We start from the raw sequence: 16,738 nt of genomic DNA, 5'->3' as shown, positions 1-16,738 counted from the left end.
AGGCATAAAAAAACGCAGTACAAACGTGCCTGCGTTTTTATTTACGAATAACTTATAAGCTTAAATAGCTTGCTTAAAAGTGAACCTGAAGGCCAGCAAACGGACCTGACACATCTAAATCAGTACTGATATCATCAACATCGTCTAATTCGATGATAAATGAGCGATAACCCGCACGAATAGCAATATCTACCGCTAATGTATCTATTACTTCCCATGCAACACCCACTTGATAATCTTGAATTTTACTATCATCGATTGCAAGTAAATTGCCTTCAGCAAAAACACTTAAACCAGTAAGTGGCAGGCCTACTTCACCACGAAGGTAACCAAGTGGAATCGGTGCCGAGAAATCAATCGACTCTGTAGTAGATACACCATCAACTTTACCTTGCACAGTTGCATCACCATCAAAATGCTTAACCGTCAAACCAAAGTCAATCGATACTAAATCGTTATCAAACAATTCGTAATAAAGCGTATAATCCATATGACTAAAATCAGTCATCAAGTTAGCTGTTGTGCCAACCGTATAATCTTTACCATCGAACTCAAACGTTTCAGTAAGTAGTGCAGAACCATCCAGCTCTAATTGTGTATATTTTAACTTGATATTTGGAACTAGTGGAATTGGGTGCTCTAGCGCAGCATAATAGCTAGAGAATGTTTTGTCTTCAAAGTTAAAGTCTTGAGCATTACCTTCACCGGCAAAACTACCTGAGTTTTCACTCTGCCAGCCGTCAGCCCCTACATATAAACCTAACAACATATCTGCTTTTGCAACCGGTGCTAAGAAAGCCATTGATAATGCTGCAGCTAAACAGTACTTTTTCATTTTTTATCCTTGCGCTAGAAGTTCACTGAGTTCAATAAGAGCGGCATTTGCTCTTGATATATAGTTTGCCATTACCAATGAGTGATTAGCAACAAAACCAAAGCCACTACCGTTTAAAATCATAGGACTCCACACGGTTTCTTGGGTTGCTTCAAGCTCACGAATAATTTGCTGTAAACTAACTTTAGCATTCTTTTTCTCAAGTACATCGGCAAAATCATGCTCAACGGCTTTTAAAAAGTGTAAAAGCGCCCAAGTTGCACCGCGTGATTCGTAAAATACATCATCAATTTTCCACCATGATGTTTTCACAACGTGGTGACTTGGTGCTTGAGTGGCTTGATTTGCAGCTGCATCTCCTGCTAAATCGGTATTTACTCTATCTTGACCAACACTGGCGCTGAGTCTTTGGCTCAGACTACCTAAACGCTTTTCAGCTTCTTTTAACCAACTACGTAGGTTGTCAGCACGCGCATAAAATTGGCTTTCACGGTCTTGCGGATCAGCTATTTGCGCACGATATAATTTTAATTGTTCAATGCCTACTTGATACTCGCCTTCGGCACTTGGCCAGATCCAAGCTGTAGAGCTGATATTAAATTGTGGCTGCGCCTTTTTCAGTGCGGGGTGCTCTGTTGACTGAGATTGCGAACGGCTAAAGTCTTTTCGCATCGACAATGCTAAATCACGCACCATCTCAAGTGCACCATACTCCCAAGCGGGCATATTATCCATCAACACACTAGGTGGCATTTTATCATTTGATAAGTACCCACCAGACTTATTCAAAAGGGTTTCGCTCACCTCGATGAGTGCTGTCGAAGTCACATAGCCAGGCACCATGCTTTCTTGAGCCTGTTCAGCGTTTTGCTTTGCTTGCTCTACAACATTAAATGGTGCAGGTTCAAAGCTCCAATAAACAGCCAGCAAATAACCCAATACCAGTAAGCCGCCAAAAGCAGCTGCTATTTTTCCTAAGTGTTGTTGCATAAACACTCCTTAATGGTGGTTATGATGTGAATGTGCTTTCTTCTCAAAGCTGTCTTTTAAAGAGACCACTTCAACAAAGCTATAAAGTCTGTCACCGTTATCAAAATATAAGGTTAACTTGCGCTTTTCTCCGACTTTTAAAGTTGCATCAGGCTCAAACGCCATTAAGTGAAACCCTCCAGGCTGAAAAACCACTTGTTGGTGAGCCGGCACTTCAACTAAGTCAACTTGTTGCATTTTCATCATGCCATCTTTGTGAACATGTTTATGGATCTCTACTCTACCAATGCCTCTTATTGTGGCTTTTTTTAAAGACACCAATTTGTCGGTTGGATTATGAATTGTAAAATATGCAGCTGTTGATTTAGCTGTTGGTAAAAAGGTACGAATTTTAGCATCTGTCACCATCAACTCTTTATGCATTTCATGGTGACTATGATTATGGCCTTCATGAGCTTGAGACAGATCTGACAACAATAATGCTGCTGCCAATGAAAGGGTTCTAAATAACATGCCTATTCCTTTGAAAAAGTATAACTTGCAACATCATAGCACGAAAAATTAAGAAACCGCTTCGTTCTATCTGAGTTCTAGTAAGACAGCGACTCTTCCTTAAGCAACCATGCCAAGCCAACTAGCATAAGTAGCGGTAATGCAATAAAAATAGAATTAAATAATAATGCTAACACTAGCCCAATGAGCACAACTAACACTAATCCTATTACACCTACACTGACTAAAGCCACTAGCGCAATGACAGCGATACTACCCGCTAAGAGTGCAAACAACTCCATGCCTACCCAGCTTATTTGCCATATAAACTCAGGCATAGCAAAGAACATCACAGGTGTTTGAACCCAGCTCAAAGCACTAATTACTAAAAGTGCTGCCAATATAATCAATGCTGTTTTCATATAAACTTCCTTTACTAGCTAGACTTACCCGTCTCAATTTACTGCTTTGGCCATAACATAGCGCATAATCCGTAAGCCATGATGGTCATAACTGGAAACTTCAAAAACACCAATACAGTCAATACACGTGTTAGCCAAACAGGTAAGTCAAAACGCTCTGCCAGCCCAGCACATACACCTGCAATTTTCTTTCTTGATAAAATACGACGACATGTTTTCGTTGTTTGCTGCATATTCATAATCTACTCCTGAAGATTTAAGAGGCGCTAAATCGCGCCGAGCTTTTTAAACAGATATAAAGTTTTATTTACTGTGCAGAAGCTGATGCTTCTGAAGCCTGCTTGCCTGACATTTTTTGTTTCAGTGCAGCCAGCTCTTCACTCAGCTTTTCGTCTTGTTCCATTTGTTTGAACTCTTGATAAACATCATTTTTACCAAGATCATAGCTTTCAACTTGTGCTTCGATACGCTCCACTTTCTGTTCAAGTTGTGAAAAGCGTGCGCAAACATTTTGTACTTCTTCACTATTTAGCGTACTGCGTACTTTTAATCTTGCTACCGCACTATTCTGTGCTCTGTAAAATTGCTGCTGCTTTACTTTTACCTCAGCAATTTTATTACTGAGCCTGGCGGCATCTTCATTAAGCTTTTGCAGCGCGTCTTCTAGTTGTGCCGCTTGCTTTTGATTTTCTTCCTGAGCATCTACAAGCTTTTGCTTTTCGATAAGTGCCGCTTTTGCTAAATCGTCACGACCTTTACTTACCGCCAGTTCAGCTTGCTGCTGCCAACGCTCAATACCTTTTGCAAGATCTTCATGCTGTCTTGATAAGCCTTTTTGCTCTGCAATGATCTGTGCAGCAGTTGAACGACACTCAGCCAAGGCATCTTGTAACTCACTCTCAATCTGCGCAGTCATTTTTTGTGGATCTTCTGCTTTGTCTAAAAACGCATTAATTTCTGATTTAATAAGATCTTCAATTCTGTCGATTAAGGCCATGTTCTGCTCCTATGCATTTGGCAATTGGGTTACTAAAGCTATTCCAATCTTTGTGCCAAAAAGAAAAAACAAATAAAAACAATAACCTGAAGTTTCCTGGGTGTTTTTATAAGAGAGATAAATTTAACGATTTCGTTAAAAAAACTAAAAAGTAGTCAATTTAGTTAATGGGGGAGTAGTTGCGAGTTGTGAGTAATAAACCAACCCCTCGTCACCCTGAATTTATTTCAGGGTCTATTTTCTCAATAATGGATCCTGACCTTCGTCAGGATGACAGTATGGTCATCGTTTGTGGTGACAATCCAACAACTGTAAATCTTTGAATATGTAGGTGCGGGTTTACCCCGCGCATTTTGACGCGACATAAAATCATACATTTAAAAACAAAAAAGCCGCTTACTTAAGCGGCTTTTTTAGTATTTTTATAATCTAAACTTAAAGTTCCGGCACAAACGTCAGTGCTTTTTCCATTACCTCAATACCAGAACCTTTTTTATGCCCATTCTCTGATAAGTGACGTCGATACCCTCGCGCACCCGGTTGGTTTTGGAAAATACCTAACATATGGCGAGCAATATGCCAGAAGTTTGCACCTTCACTCATTTGCGCTTCAAAGTAATCATACATGCTGCGAACCACTTCATGGCGCGTTTGTGTAAACGCTTCACCACCGTATAACAGTTCATCAACCTGCGATAACATAAATGGGTTGCTGTAAGCTTCACGACCGACCATAACACCATCAATATGCGTTAAGTGGTGCTGACATTCTTCAATGGTTTTAACGCCACCATTAATACTGATGTGTAAATCTGGGTAATCTTTTTTCAACTGATATACACGCGGATAATCAAGCGGTGGGATCTCACGGTTTTCTTTTGGACTTAAACCCTGTAACCAAGCCTTACGGGCATGGATGATAAAATCATCGCAACCCACATCTTTAACCGCCTCAATCAGCGTGGTTAAAAACTCGTAGCTATCTTGCTCATCAATTCCAATACGTGTTTTTACCGTCACAGGCACATTAGTTTGCGCTTTCATCGCAGCAACACACTCAGCCACCAGCTGCGGCTCAGCCATTAAACACGCACCAAAGCGACCGTTTTGCACACGATCAGACGGGCAACCTACATTTAAGTTAATCTCGCTATATCCATATTCATCGGCTTTCTTCGCACACTTTGCCAATGCTTCAGGATCTGAGCCCCCTAGTTGCAGCGCCACTGGTAATTCATGCTCACCAAACGCCAAATAATCCCCTTTACCAAATAAAATGGCACCGGTCGTGATCATTTCTGTATACAGCACCGCATGTTTAGACAGTTTTCTATGGAGAGTTCTGCAATGACGGTCAGTCCAATCCAGCATAGGTGCAACAGAAAAGCGGCGATCAAGTTTTTTTATAGTCAAAGTACAGGTATCCAATTAGTAAAAAGCGTGTACGAGCACAACATCACAAAGAAAGTTTCCCAGTCAGCTAAACATGGAGCTAACTCCCATCGCCTCATTTATGAGAACACGCTTGGTGTCAAAAACGTTATAAGGTAGGAAGCATAGACTTAGTGCGGAATTATACCACTACAAAGCACGCAAGCAAACATAACAATGTCATGATGTAATTTTATACCGGCTTCTTTATAGGCATTCATCTAACTCTGCCACTCAATACCACTTACAGGTACTGCCGAACTTTGACACCTTGACCACTAGACACCACCAAATTATTCGTTTAGGTTATAACCATCAATCCAGTATATTTTTATAACAAGGAGTTCGGATGGATAAGCTACCCTTAGCCTTCATAGGATTGAGCATGCTATTTGCTCCACTACAAGTGTTGTCTTCGCCAGATATTGCCGCTTTAAAATGTAGTAACAAAAAACAATGCGCTACTTTATCTAGAAAATTAAAGAAAACCGCAAAAGCAGGCTCTCCAACCTCACAAACTTTACTGGCTTTATCATACCGTTCTGGTGAGTTAAGTAAGGTAGATCCACAAAGGGCTTGGCGCTGGTTAAAACGCTCTATGAAAAAACGCTATGCACCCGCCTATTTTATTGCCGCTACCTGGTATGCTGAAGGCTACCATACTGAGGTTGACCCCAACAAAGCTGCTGAACTTTTGAACTTGTCAGCTGAGTACGGCTATATCCGAGCTAAGAAATTATTAAAAATATTAGCAAATAAAAATTTAGAGTCAGCCGCTAATGAAAAGGTTAAACTTAGTAAAGAAAAGGCGTCCAGCTCCACACTGACAAATATGGAGCGTATAGAGGTAACCTATACACCACAAGAAAGATTAAAGTTGGTACTCGATTACCAATTAGAAATTGGTTATGACCAACCCCTTGGTTCAACTGGCACTCATATACGTGGGTTCAGATTTGGAGAGGGTCCATCAGGCATGTCAAACAGTAAAGTAATAAATGCAAACAGTTTGGTTGGTAATACTAGCGTCGCTGAAGCATTTCGATAAGAAATACCAAAAGCGAAATCTAACGACAATAAGTTATTGCCGTTAGATTATTTTATTGAATTTAAAAGGTAATATTCGTCCTAAATACCGTCGCGAGTTCATACATCTAAATTGCCCAATGCACCACCATCAGCAACACCACCATTAATATGAGATGTCATATTAGATACCAATATTAGGCGTTGCTAATCTGTTTCGGTTTTTTCTTGTCAATTTTCATTTCATAATCCTTATTCCTATTTTATTAATAAGAAATGTTGATTTACAACTGACCAAAAAGCAAGCAAACCATTGAATTAAATAGAAAAATTAATAATAGCTTCATTAAGGCACATAAAAAAGACCACTGTAGTGTGGCCTTTTTTATGCTATTTGCTAGTACCCGTTCGGATTATTGCTTTGCCAGCGCCAAGTATCTTCCATCATTTCATCGATGCCACGCTCTGCTTGCCAACCTAGCTCGTTTAGTGCTTTTTCTGGCGCTGCGTAACACGCTGCGATGTCACCAGAGCGACGCGGTTTAACTTCGTATGGTACTGGCTTGTCGGCTGCTTTCTCAAAAGCGGTGACCATTTCGAATACCGAATAGCCGTTACCTGTACCTAGGTTGTAGATATGCGCGCCTGCTTCTGCGTTGATTTTATTCAACGCTTTTAAATGGCCGATGGCTAAATCAACGACGTGGATATAGTCACGAACGCCAGTGCCGTCTTTGGTATCGTAGTCGTCACCAAAAACACCTAGTTGCGACAATTTACCTACTGCCACCTGTGAAATGTAAGGTAGTAAGTTATTTGGAATACCATTTGGATCTTCACCAATGCGACCAGACTTATGTGCGCCGACCGGGTTGAAGTAACGTAAAATTGCAAATGCCCAACGCGGGTCAGATTTGGCTACATCTTGAAGTACCATTTCAACCATCAGTTTAGATGTACCATATGGGTTAGTTGTGCCACCGACCGGGAAGTCTTCACGAATAGGTAGGCTTGCAGGGTCACCATAAACGGTTGCCGATGAGCTAAATACCAACTTAAATACACCCGCATCACGCATAGCATCAAGTAAACTGAGCGTACCTTGTACGTTATTTTGGTAGTACTCTATTGGCCTTTGAACCGACTCACCGACCGCTTTTAAACCTGCAAAGTGGATCACTTGCTCAATACTATGTTGTGCGAATACTGAATCTAAGAATGATTTATCAAGAATATCGCCTTGATAAAAAGTAGCTTCTTTACCAGTTAATTCAGCAACGCGCTTTAATGATTCTGACGAAGAGTTACTTAAGTTATCGACAACAATCACTTCGTCGCCTTGATTTAGTAGTTCTAAAACCGTGTGTGAGCCAATATAACCCGCACCACCTGTTACTAAAATTGCCATCACTAGCCCCTAAAAACTGTTTGTCCTAAATATAATGGGTTAATTGTAACTAACATCAAAAAAGATTGCTTTGAGAATTACAATTTTTGACAAACAAATGCCATTTTGCCTTGTTTGTAACTCAATCGCGTAATTTGCGAGTCACAATACGAAGTGAAGTTATGCCACTGAGACACCTGCTTTGGCTGCTCAATATTGCGTGTATAAATGCGGTTATCAATGGCATAAGCAACGGTATCTGAATCAATCCAGGTGTAATCTCGCACTTGCTGTGGCATCACAAAATGTTGTTTAACTTGCTGGGTTTTAGGCGAGAAAGTCGCAAACCAATGCTCTTTATCTTCTTGATATGTGAATGAATAAAGCTCCCGTTTTTCGTTATACGCCAAACTTCTACCAATATCACCCGCAACTACTTTTGGTAAATGACCGGTTAAATCAGTGTATTGCAGTGTATGTGGCTCACCTAGGATAAACATCACTAAATCTTCAGTCTTACCCCATGCGTGGTAACCAACCGGCTCAATATGGTCGAAAATGCGTTTTGGTGTTTGGCTTTTATCGAATGGATAAAACCATAGCTTCTGTTTACCATCAGCTTCAACAACAATGCTAGATAAACCCGCCTCATGGGGATACAACGTCGGTGAGTACTCAGAAACCGGCGAGTTCGTTAAATTCTCAGCGCTGGCTTGATTAAAATCATAAAAGAATAAGTCCATCTGGCTTTTATCACCGTCACCGACTGATTGCGTAAAATAGATGCCGTCTTCTGTCACTAAGGGTTGATTGTGGTAACCCTTTGCACCCGTGATTGGTTTCACCTTAATGCCATTTTCAAGTTCTGTCGCCAAATAAATCTGGCTACTGGGGAAGGTATTTGCAAATACTGAACTTGCGAAAGCTAAACTGTAACTGACAGCTAAAGCCATTTTTTTATACATGGAAATCCCTTAATTGGTCATGCTTTTTTATTGCTCTTTTTAGTAAATGAGCGGCGTTATGCCTCTATCATAACGAGGCTTTTGCATTTCACCAAAAACAAAACACAACCAAAGCACTCTAATAACACTGAATTTGAAATGCTTGCTATCTCTTAACCTTCAGGTAACATCAAACAAGTAAATCACCTATTTGCGCTCATAAAAAACTATATCAGCAGGTTAATATGTCTCAAAAACACCCGATCATTGCGATAACAGGTAGCTCAGGTGCCGGCACTACCACTACCACCAATGCGATTAAACATATTTTCCGCAGCCTTGAGGCGAATGCCGCTTTTGTAGAGGGTGATAGCTTTCATCGCTTCACTCGCCCAGAAATGGATAAGCTAAAGCGAGAAGCCTTACAAGAAGGCAAACACATCAGTTACTTTGGTCAAGAGGCCAATGACTTTGCAGGTCTTGAAACCTTATTTGCTGAATATGGTGAGCATGGCACGGGTAAACTAAGACGCTATTTACACACCTTTGATGAAGCCGTGCCTTATAACCAACTCCCCGGCACCTTCACCCCCTATCAAGATTTAGAGCCTAACTCTGACATGTTGTTTTACGAAGGCTTACATGGTGGTGTGGTAACTGATGAACATGACGTTGCTAAGCATGTTGATTTACTGATCGGCATGGTGCCTATTGTTAACCTTGAGTGGATCCAAAAAATGATCCGCGATACCAATGAGCGCGGCCATTCTCGTGAAGCTGTGATGACCTCTATTGTTCGAAGTATGGATGATTACATTACCCATATTACGCCACAGTTTTCTCGAACACACATTAATTTTCAGCGCGTACCAACCGTTGATACTTCAAACCCATTTAGCGCGAAAGATATTCCTTCTCTCGATGAAAGCTTTGTGGTTATCCGCTTTCGTGGCATCGACAACGTAGACTTTCCTTATTACTTGCAAATGATTGATGGCAGTTTTATGTCTCGAGTCAATACTTTGGTTGTTCCAGGAGGAAAGATGGGTCTCGCGATGGAGCTTGTATTAACCCCGCTGATAAAAGATCTGCTGGTAAAAAAACGGGCACTGGAGAATATGGCACCGGTTGATTTACCTATCTAGGGATCAGTTTAACTATTTATTATTTCTAACATTTAAAACGTAGTTAAGTCGCTCATAAAACATTAGACTAGTTGCTCAACTGATAAAAGGAGCACAGGATAATGCCTTCTTTAAAAATACTTGTTGGCTCACAAAATCCGGTCAAAGTGGCCGCTGCCAAAGAAATTTTCACTCAGTACTTCCCTGAGCACACGCTTGATTGCCAAGGTATGCATGCCCCAAGTGGCGTGCCTGATCAGCCTTTAGGAGAAGACGATACTCGCATCGGTGCTGAAAACCGCGTTAAACATCTTATAAAACATTATCAAGCAGACTTTTACTGTGCAATGGAAGGCGGTGCAAATCAGTTTAGTTACGGCCCTGCCACCTTTGCTTTTGTGGTTATTTCAGATGGTAAACAAACCAGCATTGGTCGTAGTTGCAACTTGCCGCTACCACAATCGGTTTATGATAAATTGCTGGCGGGTGAGGAGTTGGGCCATGTGATGGATGATTTATTCAATACCGAAAATATCAAACAAAAATGCGGTGCAATTGGTTTACTAACCAATCATCTAGCAACCCGTGAAAGTAGCTATACGCAGGCTTTATTACTTGCGATGGCGCCATTTAATCACCCTGAACTATACGATAAGTGATAGCACGATGCAGTACACACATATTTTATTTGATGCCGACGAAACCCTATTTAGCTTCAACGCCTATCTAGGTTTGAAAACCATGTTATTAAACTATGGTGTTGAATTCAGTGAGCAAGATTATCAAGGATATAAAGACGATAACGCAGCTCTTTGGGTGCAGTATCAAAATGGTGAGATTAATGCTGAAACGTTGCAAGTCACTCGCTTCACAAAGTTAGCGGCAGAGCTCAACGTCAAACCACAAGACTTAAACGACGCATTTTTGGATGCCATGGCAGAGATCTGTCAGCCATTGCTAGGCGCTAAAGCCCTGCTTGAATCACTGCATGGCAAAGTGAAACTTGGGATCATCACCAATGGTTTTACCAAATTGCAGCAAAAACGTTTAGCACATACCGGCTTTGCAGATTACTTTGAGGCTTTGGTCATTTCTGAGCAAATAGGCAAGGCAAAGCCGGCACCTGAACCTTTCGCCGCGGCATTATCAAAGCTGGGTAATCCAGATAAAAGTAAGGTGCTGATGGTGGGTGATACCTTAGAAAGCGATGTGTTAGGTGCAAATCGTTTTGGCATTGATAGCTGTTGGTTACAACACGCGTGTGTTGAAGGTAAAGACGGGATTGAGCCAACCTATAAGGTTAGCTCCTTGTATGAATTAGCAGAGTTATTAGCTGATAAAATTGCTGCGTAGGTAAAGATTTAAACATTGCGCGATATAAAATCGCGCCTACAACTCCTTCACTAACAACTGTCTGTAGGCTTGGCTTTATGCCACGCGCAAACACAAAAAAAGCACGATACCAATCGTGCTTTTTCACATCTTTATCTTATTTATTAAAGGCTGCGCTGTCGTAGCACTTCAAATAAACAAATTCCCGTTGCTACTGATACGTTCAAACTTGATACCGTACCAACCATTGGGATTTTAACTAACACGTCGCAATGCTCACGCGTTAAGCGGCGCATGCCGTCACCTTCAGCACCCATCACAATGGCCATAGGACCAGTTAGATTCGCATCGAATACATGGGTATCGGTTTCTCCTGCGGTGCCGACTACCCATACACCGGCTTCTTTAATGTCACGTAATGTACGCGCCAGGTTAGTTACTTGAATAAGCGGTACGGTTTCCGCTGCGCCACAAGCAACTTTACGAGCTGTACCGTTAAGCTTTGCAGACTTGTCTTTTGGCACAATCACGCCATGTACTCCAGCCGCATCAGCGCTACGCAAACATGCACCTAAATTATGAGGATCAGTAACACCATCTAAAACTAGAAAGAAAGGTGTTGCTTCACGGGCAATGATTTCATCAAGATCTTTTTCGCTATACTGACGCGCGGGTTTTACGCGTGCCATGATACCTTGGTGCTGTTCACCATTGGCTTTGTTATCTAACGCTTTACGCTGCATAAATTGCACTGAAATGCCAAATTTACGCGCTTCATTAATTACAGGGTTCAAACGCTTATCTTCACGACCTTTTAATGCAAAGATCTCTAAAAAGCGCTCAGGTTCATTCGCTAAAATTGCTTCTATAGAATGAAAACCAAAAATTAATTCACTGCTCACTGTCTTTACTCTCCTGCGCTCGGTTTATTACGCTTGCGGGCATTTTTACCTGGGCGCGTTTTCTTTGCTTTGGTCTTTCTAGACTTTTTAGCACCCGTTGGGTTATCAAGTGCTGCCTTCTTGGCTTTTTTTAGTTTACCTTTAGGCGTCGTCTTTTTGCCTTTTTTAGGCTTTTTACCTTGTTCGTTACGACTTGAGCTGCGCTTGGCATCGCGGCTCTCGCCTCGAGTTTCACTCGCTTGCTCACCCGACTTAGTCGATTTACCCGGGATTTTACCCGCTTTAAGCTGCTCTCGCACGCTTGGTTTACGACTCGGTTTATCTGTCGAGCGACTTGTTGAAGGCTTAGCTCGTCGGCGCGCATAGCGGTCTTGCACTAACTCACCCGCAAGCACCAGATTGATACGGCGTTCGTCTAAACTGACTGACGACACTTGTACTTGTAGCTTATCACCTAAGCGATAAACCTGATGACTATGCTCACCCACAAGGCAATGTTTCGCGCCATCAAAATGGAAGAACTCATTACCCAGTGTCGACACATGGATCATGCCATCGATTTGTAACTCATCTAGACGAACGAATAAGCCAAAATTAGTTACAGATGAAACGACACCGCTAAACTCACTGCCAACATGATCTTGCATAAACTCGCATTTCAGCCAGTCGGCTACTTCGCGAGTCGCATCGTCTGCACGACGCTCGGTCATTGAACACTGTTCACCCAACTGATCGGCTTCATCATTTTCATAAGCATATTCGCCAGATGTTTGTTGACCTTGAGATGCTAAAATAGCTTTGATCGCACGGTGCACAACCAGATCAGGATAACGACGGATTGGCGAAGTAAAATGCGCGTAGGCTTTTAACGCCAAACCATAGTGACCGATGTTATCAGGCTGATAAACCGCTTGTTTCATTGAGCGGAGCAACATGGTTTGAATAAGCTCTTGCTCTGGACGCTCACCCAATTGTGCGAGTGCTTCGGTCAACTCTAACGGAGATGGATCGTTAGCAAGATTACTTTCAATACCCAAGTCATTTAAAAACTGTCTAAAGTGGCTCAATTTTTCTTGATCAGGCTCGTCATGCACACGATACAGCGCTGGAGCATCGTGCTTTTCAAGCAGTTTAGCTGCAGCGACGTTCGCTAAGATCATACACTCTTCAATGAGTTTGTGTGCATCGTTACGAACAACAGGTACGATTGATTCAATCTTACGATGTGCGTTAAACACAAAACGCGTTTCAACCGTTTCAAACTCAATCGCCCCGCGCTGCTGGCGAGAAGACTTAAGCGCCATATACATTTGGTGCAAATCAGTGAGATGCGGCACTTGCTCTGCATATTGCTCACGTAGCACTTCATCGCCTTGCAAAATGCTGTGTACTTTGGTGTAAGTTAATCGTGCATGTGAATTCATCACCGCTTCGTAAAAACGATAACCGGATAAATTACCGGCTTCTGACACAGTTATTTCTGCCACCATACATAGGCGGTCTACTTTCGGATTCAGTGAACACAGGCCATTTGATAACACTTTTGGCAGCATAGGGATCACTTGCTCAGGGAAATACACTGAGTTACCACGCTCTATGGCTTCTTTATCAAGCGGGCTGCCTTTTGGTACATAGTGTGAGACATCAGCAATCGCGACCCATAAACGCCAGCCACCTGACTTCTTACGTTCACAGTAAACTGCATCATCAAAATCTCGGGCATCTTCACCGTCTATGGTCACTAGCGGTAAGTGACGTAAATCTACACGCCCTTTTTTATCTGCTTCTTCTACAAATTCGCCGTGCTTTGCAACTTGATCAACGACTTTGTCTGGCCATTCATGGGGAATATCATGATTACGAAGTGCCACTTCGATTTCCATGCCCGGTGCCATATGGACACCCAGTACATCAGTCACACGACCTACTGCATTCATTTGACGACTTGGACGCTGAGTGATCTCCACTTGTACCATTTGATTGTGACGTGCACCGCCTTCGGAGCCTGGCAAAATAATAATATCTTGTGTGATCCTTGGATCTTCTGGCACCACCACCGCAGAGCCATACTCCACGAAATAACGGCCAATAATCGGCGCGCGCTCACTTTCAAGTACACGTACAATACGCGCTTCGACTTTACCGCCACTGCCGCGACTGGCCGCTTTTGCAAGTACGATATCACCGTGTAATACCGAGTTCATTTGGTGTTTAGCAATAAACCAATCTTTTGGCTCACCTTCAACGACTAAAAAGCCAAAACCATCACGATGCCCAATCACACGACCTTTCACTAACCCATCGTCAGTTGGGATCACGTAGCGCTTAAATTTATTAAAATGCAGCTGACCGTCACGCTCCATTGCACGCAAGCGACGCTTAAATGCAATTTGGCGGTCTTCTTCAATTACATTAAGACTGCTACAAAGATGGCTAAACGTCGTGGCTTTCGCTGGGGCTTTTTTGATGTGCTCTAAAATAAACTCGCGGCTTGGTACCGGGTTATCGTATTTTTCTTGCTCTCGTTGGAGATGGGGATCCTGTTTTGTCATTCACTGCTATTTTCGAATAAAGTTACCTCTATTCTAACGCACTTCTGAATAATGACCTAACTATCAAGATGAAGCTTTTATAAACAATAAATAAATTTGACCTTTAAGAACTAAATATTACGCACAGCACAAAATTGTTTCTGATAATTCTGCAACGCTAAAGCATTTTGTTTGGCATAATGGTGAAGTGCGCGCCAATCTATAACTTGCTTGGCTCTGACGGCATCTTTAGTTTCAACTAACGCTTGAGCCAAAGCTTTTAAACCTAAATCGATACATTCTTGGATCAAAGTCTGTAACTTTACTTCGAGCTGCTCAATTGCCTGTATATCCGCTAAGCCTTGCAACTGAGCAAATTCGTAATCAAACGTGTCTGCCAAATACATCAGCTTGGTATTAAGGAATTGACTATCGAATTGCTTGTTTAAATGTGCAACTACTTGTTCATCTAAAAGTTGTAATGGATTAATCTGCGTAGTATTAGCAGTACCAACGTGCTCCAAAACAGAGAGCAAGATTGCGCCAGAAATCGGTTTCTCTAAGCAATAAGTAATACCATGTTGCAAATATTTTTGCTGAGCTTCTTCATCGGCATCGCCAGTTAAGGCTATCACTGTAGGTGCTTGAGCGGGTTCAAAATGACCTTGCAAATTCTGCCACCATTCTAAGCCATGACCATCAGGCAAATGCATATCTAGTAAAATGACATCAAATGCCTCAGCTTTAATGGCGTTTGTAGCATCAGCTAGACTTCTCACATATTCACAGTACATTTTGTTATCTTGTAAATAGTGTTTAAGTACTTCTTGATTTAATAGGTTATCTTCTACAACCAATATACTGCTCGTTGAGAGTGCTATTTGCTGCGCCTTATTTTCATCTGCAGCTTTTTGTGTAGCTGGGATATCACAACTATTTAGTTGTAATGAAAACGAAAAAACAGTGCCTTGTTTGACTTCGCTACATACGGTCAATTCACCACCTAAGTTTTCTACCAACTGCTTACTTAAACTCAAACCAAAGCCTGCACTATTACTTATATTATGCTCTAACTGAGTGCTGGCAAATGGTTCGAAGATATAATCGAGTGCATTTTGGCTTAAGCCTATTCCCGTATCAGAAACTGAAAATTGTACTCGCCGTTCTAAACTGTCACCTTTTCGCTGTGGCTCTTGTAAATTCACAGACAAAATTACTTCTCCGTGCTCTGTGTATTTAATGCCATTTGACATTAAATTTTTTAAAATCAGCAGAAGTGATTCTTTATCTGTTAAAAAATATAACTCTTCTAAACGCTCATCTATTCGCAACTTGAGCTCTAGCCCTTTATTCTTTGACAAGGGTAATAGCAATTCAAACACAGAGCGTGCTTGCTCAGGTAAATTAACCGGTTTTAATTGCGCACCGACTTGCTCACCTTTTGCTTGTAATAGCACTTGATTAGCTAGATCTGACAGAGAGTGTGCAGCTTCACTAATGACATCACAAAGCTGGGCATGTTTTTGTGGCTCTCGAGGAATGCGCTTAAGCATATCAGCATGTCCAACAATGGCATTTAATGGGGTGCGTAACTCATGACTCAACATCGTCAAGAAGCGCCCTTTAAGTAAACTTGCTTGTTTGTTTTTTTGTGCCAACAAGGCCATTTTTTCGAGTTGTTGTGCACCACATAATAAGCTAAACGCAACACATAAAATAATTGGTAAACATACGGTTGCAGCAATGACCAATACCTGCGACGTAGTCAGACTAGTTAAAACTGCAAGTTGTGGTTTCACATCAAGCGTTAATAGATGAATTGATAAAACGGCAAAAACACTCAAACATGCAACTAAAAAGCCCCAACGAGATAAGCTGGGGCGTTGATGATGACTTGGTGTGCAAACCATCAAAGTACGGATTGATAGGCCCATAGAAATAGTAACAAGGGAGTACGAAGCGATGTAGCGCATGGCCCTATTAGAGTCGACAAAACTAAACCAACTCACCAATGCAAAATAGACTACCGCAATAATAATCCACACAGTGTGTGAATGCGGTAATTTAAAAAACTTTTCAGTGCCATTCACAAAGAAATAAAAAGAAGCAAATAAACACGTTAACGCGACAAATGTAATGGCTTCAGGCTGATAACTGATGCCTATTAGTAGCAAGCAAGTGAGCGCCATCAACTGCATCGAAAACATCCATTGCCTGACGCCGTCTGCAGTTTGATACATAAACCAATTCAACGTCATCACCCCAGCAGAAATAATCGCAGTTAACGACATAATTGGCATCGCGAAATGTAGCTCTAGCATAATC

Annotated in this window: 17 protein-coding genes; 5 read left to right on the top strand and 12 right to left on the bottom strand. The window is 41.7% G+C overall.

What is annotated here, in order from left to right:
- Nucleotides 1–73: 73 nt before the first annotated feature.
- The 6 genes from CWB72_RS05350 to CWB72_RS05325 form a co-directional block, all read right to left on the bottom strand.
- Entirely contained in the window at nucleotides 74–835 is a 762-nt protein-coding gene (locus CWB72_RS05350; protein WP_138629732.1) for a TIGR04219 family outer membrane beta-barrel protein, read from the bottom strand.
- 3 nt (nucleotides 836–838) lie between these two features.
- A complete protein-coding gene (locus tag CWB72_RS05345; RefSeq protein ID WP_138629730.1) occupies nucleotides 839–1,825 on the bottom strand; it encodes a DUF2333 family protein in 987 nt (328 codons plus the stop codon).
- A 9-nt stretch (nucleotides 1,826–1,834) separates the two neighbouring features.
- On the bottom strand, nucleotides 1,835–2,338 hold the full coding sequence (locus CWB72_RS05340) for a copper chaperone PCu(A)C (RefSeq protein WP_138629728.1): 504 nt from the start codon (nucleotides 2,336–2,338) through the stop codon (nucleotides 1,835–1,837).
- A gap of 77 nt (nucleotides 2,339–2,415) precedes the next feature.
- Complete coding sequence (locus CWB72_RS05335) at nucleotides 2,416–2,739, bottom strand: hypothetical protein (protein WP_138629726.1); 324 nt, start codon at nucleotides 2,737–2,739, stop codon at nucleotides 2,416–2,418.
- A 38-nt stretch (nucleotides 2,740–2,777) separates the two neighbouring features.
- Nucleotides 2,778–2,978 (bottom strand): PspC domain-containing protein, encoded by a 201-nt coding sequence (locus tag CWB72_RS05330; protein ID WP_130253821.1) that lies wholly within the window; start codon nucleotides 2,976–2,978, stop codon nucleotides 2,778–2,780.
- A 68-nt stretch (nucleotides 2,979–3,046) separates the two neighbouring features.
- Nucleotides 3,047–3,736: a PspA/IM30 family protein gene (locus CWB72_RS05325; protein ID WP_138629724.1), complete on the bottom strand. Its 690-nt coding sequence runs from the start codon at nucleotides 3,734–3,736 to the stop codon at nucleotides 3,047–3,049.
- A gap of 188 nt (nucleotides 3,737–3,924) precedes the next feature.
- Here CWB72_RS05325 and CWB72_RS21000 point away from each other — a divergent pair, with 188 nt between their 5' ends.
- Nucleotides 3,925–4,059, top strand: coding sequence for a hypothetical protein (locus CWB72_RS21000; protein ID WP_289508438.1), 135 nt, complete (start codon nucleotides 3,925–3,927; stop codon nucleotides 4,057–4,059).
- A 112-nt stretch (nucleotides 4,060–4,171) separates the two neighbouring features.
- Here the strand turns inward: CWB72_RS21000 and dusA are convergent, their stop codons facing one another.
- Nucleotides 4,172–5,149, bottom strand: coding sequence for a tRNA dihydrouridine(20/20a) synthase DusA (gene dusA, locus CWB72_RS05320; protein ID WP_138629722.1), 978 nt, complete (start codon nucleotides 5,147–5,149; stop codon nucleotides 4,172–4,174).
- Between the two features lie 367 nt (nucleotides 5,150–5,516).
- Between dusA and CWB72_RS05315 the strand changes: the two genes are divergently transcribed.
- Entirely contained in the window at nucleotides 5,517–6,215 is a 699-nt protein-coding gene (locus tag CWB72_RS05315; RefSeq protein WP_138629720.1) for a tetratricopeptide repeat protein, read from the top strand.
- Nucleotides 6,216–6,590: 375 nt separating this feature from the next.
- Here CWB72_RS05315 and galE read toward each other — a convergent pair whose 3' ends face one another.
- Both galE and CWB72_RS05305 read right to left on the bottom strand, forming a co-directional pair.
- A complete protein-coding gene (gene galE, locus CWB72_RS05310) occupies nucleotides 6,591–7,601 on the bottom strand; it encodes a UDP-glucose 4-epimerase GalE (protein WP_138629717.1) in 1,011 nt (336 codons plus the stop codon).
- A gap of 77 nt (nucleotides 7,602–7,678) precedes the next feature.
- Complete coding sequence (locus CWB72_RS05305; protein WP_138629715.1) at nucleotides 7,679–8,545, bottom strand: hypothetical protein; 867 nt, start codon at nucleotides 8,543–8,545, stop codon at nucleotides 7,679–7,681.
- A 224-nt stretch (nucleotides 8,546–8,769) separates the two neighbouring features.
- Here CWB72_RS05305 and CWB72_RS05300 point away from each other — a divergent pair, with 224 nt between their 5' ends.
- The 3 genes from CWB72_RS05300 (at nucleotide 8,770) to yjjG (ending at nucleotide 11,001) form a co-directional block, all read left to right on the top strand.
- The gene (locus CWB72_RS05300; protein ID WP_130255511.1) at nucleotides 8,770–9,669 is read left to right on the top strand and encodes a phosphoribulokinase; all 900 of its coding nucleotides are present in this window, start codon (nucleotides 8,770–8,772) and stop codon (nucleotides 9,667–9,669) included.
- 101 nt (nucleotides 9,670–9,770) lie between these two features.
- Complete coding sequence (yjjX, locus tag CWB72_RS05295; protein ID WP_138629713.1) at nucleotides 9,771–10,307, top strand: inosine/xanthosine triphosphatase; 537 nt, start codon at nucleotides 9,771–9,773, stop codon at nucleotides 10,305–10,307.
- A 7-nt stretch (nucleotides 10,308–10,314) separates the two neighbouring features.
- Nucleotides 10,315–11,001 (top strand): pyrimidine 5'-nucleotidase, encoded by a 687-nt coding sequence (yjjG, locus tag CWB72_RS05290; RefSeq protein ID WP_130255513.1) that lies wholly within the window; start codon nucleotides 10,315–10,317, stop codon nucleotides 10,999–11,001.
- Nucleotides 11,002–11,144: 143 nt separating this feature from the next.
- Here yjjG and rlmB read toward each other — a convergent pair whose 3' ends face one another.
- The 3 genes from rlmB to CWB72_RS05275 form a co-directional block, all read right to left on the bottom strand.
- On the bottom strand, nucleotides 11,145–11,882 hold the full coding sequence (gene rlmB, locus CWB72_RS05285; protein ID WP_058028683.1) for a 23S rRNA (guanosine(2251)-2'-O)-methyltransferase RlmB: 738 nt from the start codon (nucleotides 11,880–11,882) through the stop codon (nucleotides 11,145–11,147).
- A 5-nt stretch (nucleotides 11,883–11,887) separates the two neighbouring features.
- Nucleotides 11,888–14,434, bottom strand: a complete 2,547-nt coding sequence (gene rnr / locus CWB72_RS05280; RefSeq protein ID WP_138629711.1) for a ribonuclease R — start codon at nucleotides 14,432–14,434, stop codon at nucleotides 11,888–11,890.
- A 110-nt stretch (nucleotides 14,435–14,544) separates the two neighbouring features.
- The gene (locus tag CWB72_RS05275; RefSeq protein WP_138629709.1) at nucleotides 14,545–16,734 is read right to left on the bottom strand and encodes a hybrid sensor histidine kinase/response regulator; all 2,190 of its coding nucleotides are present in this window, start codon (nucleotides 16,732–16,734) and stop codon (nucleotides 14,545–14,547) included.
- Nucleotides 16,735–16,738: the final 4 nt, after the last annotated feature.

Source organism: Pseudoalteromonas phenolica (assembly GCF_005886345.1).
GTDB classification, from domain to species: Bacteria; Pseudomonadota; Gammaproteobacteria; order Enterobacterales; family Alteromonadaceae; genus Pseudoalteromonas; species Pseudoalteromonas phenolica_A.
The sequence above is the reverse complement of the archived record's forward strand: the minus strand, read 5'-3'. Positions and strand labels throughout refer to the sequence as shown.

What these genes read in the sequence shown, in the direction of transcription:
- yjjX (WP_138629713.1), top strand. Translation starts at nt 9,771, where the DNA reads ATGCCTTCTTTAAAAATACTTGTTGGCTCACAAAATCCGGTCAAAGTG.
- CWB72_RS05340 (WP_138629728.1), bottom strand. Translation starts at nt 2,338, where the DNA reads ATGTTATTTAGAACCCTTTCATTGGCAGCAGCATTATTGTTGTCAGAT.
- CWB72_RS05330 (WP_130253821.1), bottom strand. Translation starts at nt 2,978, where the DNA reads ATGAATATGCAGCAAACAACGAAAACATGTCGTCGTATTTTATCAAGA.
- CWB72_RS05300 (WP_130255511.1), top strand. Translation starts at nt 8,770, where the DNA reads ATGTCTCAAAAACACCCGATCATTGCGATAACAGGTAGCTCAGGTGCC.
- yjjG (WP_130255513.1), top strand. Translation starts at nt 10,315, where the DNA reads ATGCAGTACACACATATTTTATTTGATGCCGACGAAACCCTATTTAGC.
- rnr (WP_138629711.1), bottom strand. Translation starts at nt 14,434, where the DNA reads ATGACAAAACAGGATCCCCATCTCCAACGAGAGCAAGAAAAATACGAT.
- CWB72_RS05315 (WP_138629720.1), top strand. Translation starts at nt 5,517, where the DNA reads ATGGATAAGCTACCCTTAGCCTTCATAGGATTGAGCATGCTATTTGCT.
- CWB72_RS05275 (WP_138629709.1), bottom strand. Translation starts at nt 16,734, where the DNA reads ATGCTAGAGCTACATTTCGCGATGCCAATTATGTCGTTAACTGCGATT.
- CWB72_RS05305 (WP_138629715.1), bottom strand. Translation starts at nt 8,545, where the DNA reads ATGTATAAAAAAATGGCTTTAGCTGTCAGTTACAGTTTAGCTTTCGCA.
- CWB72_RS05325 (WP_138629724.1), bottom strand. Translation starts at nt 3,736, where the DNA reads ATGGCCTTAATCGACAGAATTGAAGATCTTATTAAATCAGAAATTAAT.
- CWB72_RS05335 (WP_138629726.1), bottom strand. Translation starts at nt 2,739, where the DNA reads ATGAAAACAGCATTGATTATATTGGCAGCACTTTTAGTAATTAGTGCT.
- CWB72_RS05345 (WP_138629730.1), bottom strand. Translation starts at nt 1,825, where the DNA reads ATGCAACAACACTTAGGAAAAATAGCAGCTGCTTTTGGCGGCTTACTG.
- galE (WP_138629717.1), bottom strand. Translation starts at nt 7,601, where the DNA reads ATGGCAATTTTAGTAACAGGTGGTGCGGGTTATATTGGCTCACACACG.
- CWB72_RS05350 (WP_138629732.1), bottom strand. Translation starts at nt 835, where the DNA reads ATGAAAAAGTACTGTTTAGCTGCAGCATTATCAATGGCTTTCTTAGCA.